The organism is Pelotomaculum sp. FP, assembly GCF_004369245.1.
Classification (GTDB): Bacteria; Bacillota; Desulfotomaculia; order Desulfotomaculales; family Pelotomaculaceae; genus Pelotomaculum_C; species Pelotomaculum_C schinkii.
The window spans coordinates 63381-75736 of sequence record NZ_QFGB01000012.1; the positions used below are offsets into that span (position 1 = coordinate 63381).

Annotated in this window: 10 protein-coding genes; 3 read left to right on the forward strand and 7 right to left on the reverse strand. The window is 48.6% G+C overall.

Features of this window, described 5'->3' with window-relative positions; all coding sequences use genetic code 11:
• The 6 genes from Psfp_RS06940 to Psfp_RS06965 form a co-directional block, all read right to left on the reverse strand.
• Positions 1-918 (reverse strand): ABC transporter ATP-binding protein, encoded by a 918-nt coding sequence (locus tag Psfp_RS06940; protein WP_134217822.1) that lies wholly within the window; start codon positions 916-918, stop codon positions 1-3.
• Positions 919-1824 (reverse strand): ABC transporter ATP-binding protein, encoded by a 906-nt coding sequence (locus tag Psfp_RS06945; protein WP_134217823.1) that lies wholly within the window; start codon positions 1822-1824, stop codon positions 919-921.
• Between the two features lie 279 nt (positions 1825-2103).
• On the reverse strand, positions 2104-3078 hold the full coding sequence (locus Psfp_RS06950) for an efflux RND transporter periplasmic adaptor subunit (protein WP_134217824.1): 975 nt from the start codon (positions 3076-3078) through the stop codon (positions 2104-2106).
• A gap of 241 nt (positions 3079-3319) precedes the next feature.
• Positions 3320-4549 carry an MFS transporter gene (locus tag Psfp_RS06955; protein WP_134217825.1) on the reverse strand — a complete coding sequence of 410 codons (1230 nt, stop codon included), beginning with the start codon at positions 4547-4549 and terminating at the stop codon, positions 3320-3322.
• A 42-nt stretch (positions 4550-4591) separates the two neighbouring features.
• The gene (locus tag Psfp_RS06960) at positions 4592-5278 is read right to left on the reverse strand and encodes a hypothetical protein (protein ID WP_134217826.1); all 687 of its coding nucleotides are present in this window, start codon (positions 5276-5278) and stop codon (positions 4592-4594) included.
• Positions 5279-5726: 448 nt separating this feature from the next.
• Positions 5727-6317, reverse strand: a complete 591-nt coding sequence (locus Psfp_RS06965; RefSeq protein ID WP_134217827.1) for a TetR/AcrR family transcriptional regulator C-terminal domain-containing protein — start codon at positions 6315-6317, stop codon at positions 5727-5729.
• Positions 6318-6655: 338 nt separating this feature from the next.
• On the opposite strand from Psfp_RS06965, the gene Psfp_RS06970 reads away from it, so the two are divergent.
• The 3 genes from Psfp_RS06970 (at position 6656) to Psfp_RS06980 (ending at position 10508) form a co-directional block, all read left to right on the forward strand.
• On the forward strand, positions 6656-7846 hold the full coding sequence (locus Psfp_RS06970) for an iron-containing alcohol dehydrogenase (RefSeq protein ID WP_134217828.1): 1191 nt from the start codon (positions 6656-6658) through the stop codon (positions 7844-7846).
• Between the two features lie 393 nt (positions 7847-8239).
• Positions 8240-10177 (forward strand): FAD-dependent oxidoreductase, encoded by a 1938-nt coding sequence (locus tag Psfp_RS06975; protein ID WP_134217829.1) that lies wholly within the window; start codon positions 8240-8242, stop codon positions 10175-10177.
• 112 nt (positions 10178-10289) lie between these two features.
• Positions 10290-10508 (forward strand): hypothetical protein, encoded by a 219-nt coding sequence (locus tag Psfp_RS06980; protein WP_134217830.1) that lies wholly within the window; start codon positions 10290-10292, stop codon positions 10506-10508.
• Positions 10509-10765: 257 nt separating this feature from the next.
• On the opposite strand, the gene nadB is transcribed toward Psfp_RS06980, so the two are convergent.
• The gene (gene nadB, locus Psfp_RS06985; RefSeq protein WP_134217831.1) at positions 10766-12349 is read right to left on the reverse strand and encodes an L-aspartate oxidase; all 1584 of its coding nucleotides are present in this window, start codon (positions 12347-12349) and stop codon (positions 10766-10768) included.
• Positions 12350-12356 lie beyond the last annotated feature (7 nt).

The following is a 12356-nucleotide window of genomic DNA, read 5'->3' on the forward strand; positions in this document are numbered from 1 at the left end:
TTACGACACCTCTCTTCTTTTCTGTTTGGCCAGTGATACAAACACATCCTCCAGGGATGGCTCAATCACGCTGGCGGTGGCTCCCGTAAACTGGTTGAAGTCTTCCAGCCGGGCCTGCGATTCAAGCAGCACGTGCAAGAGCGGGCCGTGGATGGAACACTCCCTGACATAAGGAAGGTTTTCAATAGCGCTGATCCGCTGCATGGCGTCGGGCAGGTCGGCCTCAACCATACACCCCTCGATGACGTTGTGCTTGAGGTTTTCCGGCGTGTCGTTGGCTATCAGTGTCCCTTCGGAGATGAAGGCAATATTATAACAGCGCTCGGCCTCGTCCATGAAGTGGGTGGTAACCATCACCGTGACTCCTTCAGCAGCCATACGCTGGATAATTTGAAAAAACATGCGCCTGCTGGTAGGACTGAGCCCGCTGGTGGGTTCGTCCAGAAATAAAATGGCGGGCCGGGATAAAATCGCGCACCCCAGGGCCAGGCGCTGCTTATACCCTCCGCTCAAATTTGCCGCCAGTTCGTCTTCCCTGCCCTCCAGGAGGGACATGGCCACCATTTCAGATATTCTCTGTTTGCGTTCCTTATGGGGAATGCTGTACATCCCCGCGTAAAAATCCAGGTTTTCGTAAATTGTTAAATCTTCGTAAAGGCTGAATCTTTGGGACATGTAACCGATCCGGCGCTTGATTTTTTCGGATTCACGGGCCAGATCGTAACCCAGTACGGTACCGGAACCTGTTGTTGGCTCCAGCAGGCCGCACAACATGCGGATGGTCGTGGTTTTGCCGGAGCCGTTTGGCCCAAGAAAGCCGTAGATTTCGCCCGGCTTGATCTTGATGCTGAGGTTGTTGACGGCGGTAAAAGAACCGAATTTCTTGGTCAACTCGTGGGTGGTTACCACGTACTCCACTTAAACCACCTCTTTTTCCGCGAGCAGGACGAAAACGTCCTCAATTGAGGGCGGCACTTCCCTGACCTGAACAACGCCGGCATTCATCCCGGCTATTTTCGCCAGGACTGCAGCTTGCGGTGTGTCCTTGTCCACCAGGACATGGAACTTGCCCCCGTAAAAATAGGCGTCTCTGACTACATCCAGTCCATTTAAGAAACCCAGGTCACGGGTTTCAGCCTTGATTTCCAGTACCTTGTAAGGAAACCGGCGTTTGATGCTGCCCGGCGTATCGACAGCGGCAATTTTCCCCCGGTCCATAAAGGCGACCTTTTGGCAAAGTTCCGCCTCGTCCATGTAAGCAGTTGACACCAGGATGGTCATGCCTTCCCGGTTTAAATTATACAGGACCCGCCAGAAGTCCTTACGGGATTCGGGGTCAACCCCGTAGGTGGGTTCGTCGAGAATGAGCATGCCCGGCCTGGACACCAGGGCGCAGGTCAGGGCCAGCTTCTGCTTCATACCTCCGGAAAGGTTATCCGCCAACCTTGTTTTAAATTTAATCAGGTTGGTCATCTCCAATATCTCGTCGGCCCGGCTCCGGATGGTCCGGCGGTCCAAATTGTACATGGCGCCAAAAAAATTGATGTTTTCCATCACGGTCAGGTCGCCGTACAGGCTGAACCGCTGGGGCATATAACCGTAGGATTCGACCGCCTTGCGGGCGTCCTTGCCGTCCATATCGAGAAGTTTAATTTGTCCGCTGGTGGGGGTAATAAGGTTGCAGAGCATGCGCATGAGGGTCGTTTTGCCGGCCCCGTCCGGTCCGACCAGGCCGAAAATCTCTCCCCTCTCTATTTTGATGGAAACCTGGTCAACCGCCGTCAAACTGCCGAAGACCTTGGTCAAACCCGTTGTCTCAATCATCTAACCGCCTGCCTTAAATGACATTGCATACTGCACTAAGATGTAGTTGTGAATTAATATGAAAATAGTTTTACATTTCAATCTAAATGTGAGTGAATCGCAATGGTAAGGTAACTGTTACTGGTTCTCGAAAAGCCTCATGCGTAGTGGGCTTGGGGTTATCCTCCGCTCTCTTCGCAATTCTCCATTTGTACAACAAGGGCATCATAATCACCGCATCTGCAGACAGCCACCCGGCAACTACGCGCTATTCAAGCTTTTCTGCATGCAACGCACGCGCTATTGAATAATGACATCCGCGGGCATGCCGGGCTTCAAGGCGCCTCCCTCGTTGTCAACCCTGATTTTTACCGCGTAGACAACATTGGTCCGCTCTTTTTTGGTCTGGATGGTCTTGGGCGTAAATTCACCCTTGTCGGCGATTTCCTCCACTGTACCGGTGTACTCCACGCTGCTGCCGCTGACCGTGAAGGTTACAGGCTGCCCGAGCTTGACCTGGGGCAGGTCATCGGTTGGTATATAGACTCTTATCCACATGTCGTTCAAGTTGGCCGCGGTAGCCACCGCAGAACCTGCCTGGACGTATTCGCCCTGCTCAAAATTTTTACTGAGGATAACCCCGTCTATGGGACAGATAATTTTGGTATCTTCCAGCAGTACTTCCGACGCTTTTAAGACAGCGGCGCTCTGTTCGACACCGGCCTGAGCCGCCGCAATCTGGTCGGTCCTGCTGCCGGAGCGCAACAGGCTAAGCTTGGCATTGGCCGATTCCAGCTGGTTGGCAGCCTGCTTGTAAGCAGTGTCCGCCTTTTCCAGCTCGGCATCTGAGATCGCCATCCCCTGGTGGAGCTCCACCGCCCGGTCATAGTCTTTACCGGCCTTCTCGTAGTTGGTCCCGGCAATGCTGACCGCTATTTCCGCATCGAGGAGTTCCTGCTCCCTGGCCCCCGAAAGAAGGTCGTCCAGCTGGGCCTGGGCCTTGATTACCCCCAGGGCGTCCCTTTCTCTCTGGGCAATGAGGTCATTGCGCAACAGGCTCCCGACGAGCTGACCCTTCTTGACCGGGTCGCCTTCCTTCACCGTAAAATTCTGCAGGGTACCCGGCAGCTTGGCGGTCAACTGTACCTGGGTGGCTTCAATGGTACCCGTAGCCTGCAGACCAGCCTGCGGCGCCTGGTTATACCACCGGTAGCCATAGTAGCCGCCGGCTCCTAAGAGCAGCAACAGGATGATGATCGGGATTCTCCTTTTCATGCTTCTCACCCACTTCGAAAATTCATTAGTTGGTAAATAACAGGTAAACTATTGACACGTTATTAGTTTACTTATGGTCAATATATCACCAGACTTACTGTATTACAACAAAAAAGTTTGAGGAGAAAAAACATATTTGCACATTAGGCCTATCCGGTAATAGCGGAAAGGGGAAACCATCAACATGGCTTCCCCTCACATTGCAACTCTGTGCCTGGACTTCTGTTCCCGAAAAAAATGATTAAGACACACGCTTATTTGAAAATGCAATAACGCAGACTATCCCTCCGATAAGCACAGGTAATACAGCTGCTAAATACATACAATGATAACTGGTATAGAGCGCAACCCAGCCGAAAAGTATGGTGCCGAGTCCAATACCCAGGTCCAAAGATGAAAAAAATGTGCCGGTAGCAGCCCCGCGTCTATAGGGCGATACGTCACGTACAGCAAGAGCTTGAAGAGACGGGAGACAAAAGCCGAAACCCAAACCGTAAGCCGCTCCTGCAAACAAAAAGCCTGTAAGGTTTTTGGAGAATGCTATTGTGACCGTGCTTATACCGATAAACACTATCCCGGCCAAAATAACTTTGTAAGCGCCGTTTTTATCCGACCAACGGCCGGCAAAAGGACGGGAAAAAATCATTGTCAGGGCATTAGCCGTAAAAAACAGCCCGACATTGGCAATACCTTTTTCCTGAGCATATAAAGCGACAAAGGAAATGACCCCGCCCCACACGGTTGCCAAAAAAAACATGATAAAAGAAGCTTTCAGCGCGTTTTTTTCAAAATAACCGGACCATCCGGGCTCTATCTTATCTATTGCGCCATGACTGAGCTTTGACTTATCATAACCAGGAATAATACTTACAACTATAGCTATAACAGCTGCCACTATTGATGCGTTAAATAAAGCTGTGAATCCCGCGATCCCCACCAGCCATAAACCGATTAGCGGAGCAACAGCCATGGATAATGAAGTCGTCAATCCAAAGTAACCCATTCCCTCACCCAGGCGATCGCGGGGCAAAAGATCGCTGGCCAGCGTACCCGTTGCAGTTGTTGAAATACTAAACGAAATGCCATGCACAAGGCGTACAAATATCAATAACATGATTGCGGCTGCAGCATGGTAAATTAATGCCACTGCCGCCGTTAGCGCAAGACCTGCAAGTAGTGTTTTCTTGCGGTCATAGCTGTCTAAAAGCCTTCCTCCGAAAGGCCGCATCAACGTTGCGGCAATTGTGAAAATACCCATCACTATTCCGACGTCTTTTTTATCGCCGCCCATCCCGACGATATATACAGGCATTGTGGACAAAAGGATATGGACGGTAATAAACACACATAAATTTGCCAGGCACAAAAAGACAAAGTCGCGCGTCCACAAGCTTTCTTTCCCAGCGCCTTCCACTGCAAGACCCGGTTGGGTTGATTCTAATATCGCGATATCCTGTCCGGCCTCACCCAACGCTAACCATCCTTTATAACAACCGGATTCACCGGTTATTGTTTATTTACCGGCTTGGTAATTGCAGCTAATACCTTTTGGATTAAAGCAGCCATTGCAGGAAGCGCAGGCCACCCTGGCCTGCCCGTTTATAAACCTTTTCACCAAATCCGGCTCTTTAATAAAAGGCCTGCATAAAGCCACCATATCGGCGGTTCCTTGATCTATAACCGATTCCATGACTGCCAGGGAGCGCAGCCCCCCGACCAGAATGACCGGGCAGGAAACCTCATCTTTAATTTTCTTGGCGGCAGCGCCAAAATAGGCTTCCTTTTCTGGAGTATTAATCACGGGCCAGGCAAATCCTTTTTTGGATTCTTTGATCCCGCCGCTTACTTCTATAGCCGCAACGCCCAGGCTGTCCATTAACTTTGCCGTATAGAGAGCATCCTCAAGAGAAAGGTAACCGGCTCCTGCAAAGCCGTCGGTAGTATTAAGCTTTACCAGCACGGGATAATCATCACCTGTTAATTTTTTGCCGCGGATGATGATTTCCTTTAAGATGCGGGTCCGGTTTTCGATGCTGCCGCCCCACTGGTCCTCGCGCCTATTGGTATAAGGTGAAATAAACTCCGAGAGTAAATAGCCGTGGGCAATATGGACCTGCACCCCGTCACAGCCGGCTTCCTTGGCTCTTAACATAGCAGCAGCGTAACAGTCGATCAGCTCCCAGGTTCCCTCATCAGTCAAGGCACGTGTTGGTCAATTTGAGAATAGCTTCTTTATTTATGCCGCCTCAAGATATTTTAATTTGAAAATACTAGCTGATTTAATTTGAGAATTGACATGATACTTGCACAGCCACTTGGTATGTGCTAAACTCTCTGCCATAAGCAACACCTTTCTTCTGTTTTTTGATGGCTTGAACACTCATCATTTTAACAGAAGGGTGTTGCTTTGCTTAAGCTTTGAATCCCACCCGCATAGCGGGCGGTTTTTTGTTCTCCTGGCTAAAATCATGCCAGGAGAACTTACTAAAGTAGAATGAAAAATCGCCTAAAACCATTGGCCTTAGGCGATTTTGTAGCTATGTTTTGTTACAGCCCCTTTAGTGGATTTCGGTTATACTTACCCTATTTCATGAATTATTTTGGTTTTAGCTACTTTGTAACTATGCCAACGGTCTGTTTAACAGGGACTAGACAGCATGATCTGCTGCATAGAGGCGATTCTTAGTGGCGCAGTTGTCCAACGTGTTAAAAAGTCCGGGTTCAATGATGTATACATAATACTTCAACAGATGCTCGGGGGATTCTTTCATACCCTGTATTAAATGTTGGTAATGCATTTCAGTAAATGCGTGGGCATAAAAACTTGCGATGAAATCCCTTGTGTCGGGCATGATGCCATCTGGTCCGAGACAGGTGTTGATTAGGTTAGAAAAGCAGCGGAATTTAGCGTCAAACAGATACTGCTTTAAATTATTGGCCCCAGAAATATTCAACGCCTGTATGTAGAAATCACGGTCACGAGAGAAAGTCTGTAATAGGCGAAGTGTGTTGCCCTGCCAAGATGAGCGGTCGGGGCTATGAAATTTACTTTCGACATCATTTTTGAATATCCAGTTGATGAGATCATATTTGTCGGCAAAGTGGTAATAAAACGTACTTCTGTTTATACCGCAATCTTTAATTAGATCGCTAACGGTTATTGCTGACAGGGAACGCTTTTTACAAAAACACTTCAGAGATTCGGCTAATAGAACACAGGTATGTGAATTCTTACTCATATCACTCACTCCATTCCAACTTATCTAAAGCTAAAATCAGACAGTTTTTCCAACATTATCATCTAAAGTGTTGAAACATCAGATAACATTTCCAACATTATCACCTGAAGTGTTGAATAATTAGACAGTTCATAACATTTGTTGGTTTTACAATAGTATAGCATGTTGTATTATGAAAGTGTAAGTTAGTAGAATAAGGCACTGAACATAAATACTTATAATTACCTGTTTTAGAAAAAATATTACAAATGTGTTCTGTGTCGATGGCGATAGAAGAAAGAGTTTTCCTGCAGGAGCATGGAAAAAATAAAAATAAAAGTAAGAAGGGGGTATAAGAAATGTTTCAAGTTCAGAAGTATGACATACCGTTTTGGCCCAAGAGGGTAATCGCAGGCCCAGTAGTTCTGAATGATTTAGGCGAGGTCCTAGTTGGATACGGTAAAAAGAAAGCGGCGCTTGTGACCGACACAGGTCTGGTCCAACTGCCCATCTTTGACAGGGTCAAGAGTATCCTGGAAAACGCCGGTATCAACGTAAGTGTCTTTTACGAGATTGGACAAAACCCTACCGACCTGCAATGTGAAGCCTGCGCCGAATTCTTTAAAGAAGTTCAGCCCGATTGTCTAGTAGCTCTAGGCGGCGGCAGCGCCAAGGATGCTACCCTTATGGCCAACGTGCTGTACACACACGGCAGCAATTGCTTTGAATACGATGTCGTGCATAACAATGGCTATGCGAAGATCAAACCCAACAAACTGGTATTTACCGTTGCTATTGCCACCACCTCGGGCACGGGTGTGGAAGTGTCCCGTACCTCCGTTATTACCGACACCAAGAGAAAAATGAAGATGGTGCAATCTAGTGATTACAGCATGCCGGACGTTTCTGTCATCGATGCTGAGGTTCTCATGACCATGCCCAAGAAATTGACCGCCTGGACCGGTATGGATGCGTTGACTCACTGCATCGAGGCGGCGGTGGCAACCCCTCACTTCCCGGTGTCCGACGCTATTTCACTGCATGGTATCAAGCTTATCCAACAATATCTGCGCACTGCATACTATGATGGCAGTAACATTGAAGCCAGACATTTCATGGGCTTTGCCTGCATGCTGGGCGGCATGGCATACGGCCCGAATTCACTGGGCCTTGTCCATGGCATGGCTCACCAGATGAGTACCTATTGGAATATACAGCACGGTCTTGCCAATTCGCTCGTTCTGCCCCATGTAATGCGTTATAATGCTCCTGCTAACCAGAAGGCTTTCTTAGCCGTTTCTGATGCTCTAGGGGTAAACGTCAGAGCTCTCTCTGTAACACAGGCGATAGAAGCTGGTGTCAAAGAAGTCGAGCAACTGCGCGATGATTTGGAAATGCCGAGATATGCTGACGAACTAGGTGCCAAAAAGTCCGATATTCCGGAAATGGTTAAAAAAGCGCTTACAGACGTTTGCACCCCGACAAACACCAAACTGCCCGTCACAGTAGATGACTGCACTAATCTTTATCTCAAGCTCTTTAAAGATTAGTCTAAGATCAGAACCCAACCTTCGTGTCGGCCACGGAGCGAATATAACACATAAATTGTGTTCTAAGCCTGTACCGGTGGTGGGCACATAAATATGCGGTAGGCGTACTTGAAATCCCAGTTGCTGAATACTGGAGTTGCACCCTCTTTCTATTTTTTCTTTTAGGCTTCCCATGATGTTATTCGACACACTTCCTGCAAGACATAGTATTTGGTGCCGAGCGGGTCGGCATTGACTTCGTTATAGGTGAAAACTGCAAACCTTCATCGTTCAGCAGCTTGATGGGCTCTCCAAGAACGTCTGCCGTTTTGATGCAGGGGTCGGAAACGATCAGAACCTTATCATGAAAAGGGAGTAGGCTTACTCCCTTTTCATAACATAGGAGGTATGTTTATGAGTTTCAAGAATTTATTGTCCCCTATTAAAATCGGCACAATGGATGTAAAAAACCGTTTTGTCGTTCCCCCCATGGGCACGAATTTCGGCAATAAGGATGGCAGTGTATCTGAAACGACGGTCGCTTACCTGGCAGAGAGAGCAAAAGGCGGCTTTGGGTTGATCATCGTGGAAGTTACGGCTGTCGAATCGAGGGGAAAATCCATACCGTATTCCCTGGGGCTGTGGAGCGATGAGCATATCAAAGGCTTCAAACGGCTAGCTGATGCAGTGCATGCCCACGGGGCAAAACTTGTTGTGCAGCTTGTCCATGCCGGTAGACAGGGCGCAAAGGCTTACTGTGGAGAAGACATCGTCGCTCCCACGCCAATTCCAGACCCCTTGATCAAAGAGGTGCCAAAAGAATTAGCAACGGAAGAGATCTATAAGATAATAAATAAATTCGGCATGGCCGCAAAAAGGGCAAAAAGTGCCGGTGCAGACGGCGTAGAGATCCATGGCGCAAACGGCATGCTAATCTCTCAGTTCATGTCACCCTATGCAAATAAGAGAGTGGACGAATTCGGCGGAGATTTCAAAGGAAGAATGAAGTTCCCGGTGGCTGTGGTCAAGAGTGTTCGTGACGCCGTTGGCCCGGATTATCCGGTGCTGTTCAGGCTGAGCAGCGAAGAGAAGACTCCCGGTGGAACCTCGCCAAATGATACGCCCGTTATTGCCAAGCTGATGGAAGACAATAGCGTAGATGCCATCCATGTATCAATCACCACGTTCGGACGCATCGAATGGCTGTTTGTACCTTCTGCCGTACCACCTGCGTTCAATATCCCTGCTACTACAGGAATCAAAAAAGCGGTGAATATTCCGGTGATAGCTGTCGGCCGAATTAACGACCCGTATTTGGCCGAAAGAATAATTGCCACCGGTCAGGCCGACATGATCGCATTGGGCAGAGAGTCTCTTGCAGACCCTGAGATACCCAATAAGGTCGCTGCAGACCTCACCGAGGAGATCGCGCCCTGCATCTATTGCAACCAGGGATGCGTAGGCTATTTGTTCAATCCTAATATTTTAAAGCTTTCCTGTCTAGTTAGGCCGTTTACCGGTAAAGAAGACAAAATAAAGATTAAGGAAACAGAAAACAAGAAGAAAATCATGATTGTGGGCGGTGGCCCATCGGGATTGGAGGCTGCCTGGATTTGTGCTAAGCGTGGACATGATGTGACCTGTTACGAAAAAGATTCTCATCCCGGTGGGAAGTTCCGCATTGCAGGAATGGCGCCTACACGGCAGGAGATTCTTGCGGCCATCAAGTATTATATGACCATGGGGAAAAAATACGGTGTTAAGTATGTATTCAATACTGAAGTAACGCCAGAAATGGTCAAACAGGAAGAGCCGGATGCCGTCATACTTGCAACCGGCGGTATCGTGCGCACCCCGTCCGTCAAGGGATCTGATAATCCCAAGTTCTTTACGGTGGAAGATGTGCTTTCCGGGAAAAGCTGTATTACAGGCGGTAATACATTGGTTGTCGGCAGTACATATGCAGCCGATGTAGCCGATTATCTCGGCGAGCGGAGTTGGGGCTCCAAAGTGACTGTGGTCCATCCTCAGAAGGAACTGCCGGCCGGATATAGCTTTGTAACTGGCATTTGGTTAAATCAGCGTTTAAAGGATTATGGAGTTCAGGTTATTTCAAGAGCGTCAATCAAAGAGGTATTTGAGAATGGTGTCATCTATGAAATTGATGGTAAGGAAGAAAAACTTGAAGGCTTTGATAATGTGGTTTTGGCCTATAACTATTCAAGCTATAATCCTCTGGAAGAAAAGATCAAAGGTTTCGTGGAAGAAGTCTATGTGGTCGGTGACGCAGTCCATGTCCGAGGCGCCATTAAAGCAATTGAAGAGGGCATGAAAATCGCAGTTTCAATTTAAACAAGTAAGAATCTGGGAGTCTTCATGCTACCCATTCGAGCCTATCCCCGATTTAGTGTAAACCTCTGAGTTGGTGTAAAATAGAAGTACCAATTTGGAGGTTTACTGATTAATGACAAAAAGAAAGATTGATGGGGAGAGGTGGGAAAGAAGCAGAGGAAGAAGAAATTACCGGAACTGCCACAGGGTGGATGAATTACCGAGAATGGCCGGTATTAAGTACATTCTAAACAAAGGGGGCGTAACGAAACCGAAGTTTCGTTACAGCCCCTATTCGATTAACAAAAAGTGGGAAACCATTGATATGGCTTCCCACTTTTTAATCGTGTAGACAATTACTATATTCTCACCTTCCTTTATTTATTTTTTAGAAACTCACTTACAATTGTTTTATAGATCTGTGGCTGTTCTCTATGATGTAGATGGTAAGCATTGGGTATCACCGACATTTGAGCCTGCGGAAAAGCAGCTTGAAAATCCTTTACGGTTTTTTACGCATGCTTCGTCGTTATCACCGTAGGAAACATAATTTCAATCAAAAACTATCTCAGACAGACAAGGAGAACCTTTCCTACTTGCTAAAACTTTTTAGCGCCGGAAAATAATATGCTTCTGCCAGAGCTTGACAGGCTCAGGGTAATCAACCCGGTAGTGGCCTCCACGACTCTCAGAGCGTGCCAGGGCAGCCTCAGCCACCAGTTCGCCGGTCTGGAGCATATTTTTGACTTCCATCCCGTCCGCAGTAGCCACACTGTTCTGCTGCAAACTTCTCCATTGTTCAAAGAAATCCAGTGCTTCCTTGAGTCCGCTGCTATTTCGTATCGGTCCGACTTTTTGGTCCATCATGACTACCAGTTCATGCCGCAGGGCTGCAAAATCGACCTCAGGCGGGTTAAGCAGCCAGTCACAGGCAAACTCATGCCGCTTGGGTTGGTAGCCTTTTAAGAACTCCCTGGCTGCTTCAACAATGCGGCCACCAAATACCAGCCCGTCCAGCAGGGAGTTACTGGCCAGCCGGTTTGCCCCGTGTACACCAGGACAGGAGCACTCACCGCAAGCGTAGAGCCCCTTGATACTGGTTTCCCCTACCAGGTTTGTCTTGACCCCACCCATCATGTAGTGGGCAGCAGGAGCTACAGGTATGGGATCAACGTTTATGTCCAGATTATACCGGGCGCAGGTCATTGAAATATTGGGGAAACGCAGCTCGATAACCTTAGGAGACAGGTGGGTGATGTCCAAAAAAACCTGGTTGGAGCCGGTTATGGCCATTTCCTTTAAGATCGCCCGTGCAACAATATCACGTGGGGCCAACTCAGCCAGTTCGTGGTACTTGGGCATAAAACGCTGTCCCTTAGCATTCCGGAGGTACCCACCCTCTCCCCTCACCGCTTCGGAGATCAAAAAACGGGGGGCACCGGGCAGGTTCAGTGCCGTTGGGTGAAACTGGACAAACTCCATATCCATGACCTCCGCTCCGGCCCGGAAGGCAATAGCAATACCGTCCCCGGTGGCAATCTCGGGGTTGGTATTATGTTCGTAAAGACCACCTAGTCCTCCTGTAGCCAGTACTACCACCCGGGCACGGAAGACCTTGCAGGTCCCGCTGGCCCGGTCAAAGGCAAGGACCCCATAACAGGTATTATCCCTGACTAGGAGGTCAACTACATAATGATCCTCATGCACCTTGATTTTTTTATTATAGCTGGTCTGCAGGGTCAACACCCGCTGGATCTCAGCACCAGTTGCGTCACCGCTGGCATGCAGAATGCGCCGCCGGCTGTGAGCCCCCTCGCGGGTTAGGGAGAAACCATGACCGTCGCTGTCAAAAACCGCTCCCATGCCGATCAATTCACGGACCCTCCCGGGTCCTTCCCTTACCAGGACCCCCACCGCCTCCACATCACAGAGACCGGCGCCCGCGACCAGGGTATCCTCCTGGTGCAAGGCAGGCGAATCAAAATCCCCAAATGCGACCGCGATACCCCCCTGGGCTTTGTCCGTACCGGTGTCCATCGTGCCTTGTTTGGTCAGAACAGTCACCGAACCTCCGGCGGCAGCAGCCTTCAGAGCCGTATACAACCCGGCAATACCGCTTCCCAGAACAAGGTATTCATCTTCCTCCTGAAACAGTTCCCGGGTATCAAAATTCAACATATATTTTTCATTCAAAATCCAC

What these genes read in the sequence shown, in the direction of transcription:
- Psfp_RS06980 (WP_134217830.1), top strand. Translation starts at nt 10,290, where the DNA reads ATGACAAAAAGAAAGATTGATGGGGAGAGGTGGGAAAGAAGCAGAGGA.
- Psfp_RS06950 (WP_134217824.1), bottom strand. Translation starts at nt 3,078, where the DNA reads ATGAAAAGGAGAATCCCGATCATCATCCTGTTGCTGCTCTTAGGAGCC.
- Psfp_RS06945 (WP_134217823.1), bottom strand. Translation starts at nt 1,824, where the DNA reads ATGATTGAGACAACGGGTTTGACCAAGGTCTTCGGCAGTTTGACGGCG.
- Psfp_RS06970 (WP_134217828.1), top strand. Translation starts at nt 6,656, where the DNA reads ATGTTTCAAGTTCAGAAGTATGACATACCGTTTTGGCCCAAGAGGGTA.
- Psfp_RS06975 (WP_134217829.1), top strand. Translation starts at nt 8,240, where the DNA reads ATGAGTTTCAAGAATTTATTGTCCCCTATTAAAATCGGCACAATGGAT.
- Psfp_RS06965 (WP_134217827.1), bottom strand. Translation starts at nt 6,317, where the DNA reads ATGAGTAAGAATTCACATACCTGTGTTCTATTAGCCGAATCTCTGAAG.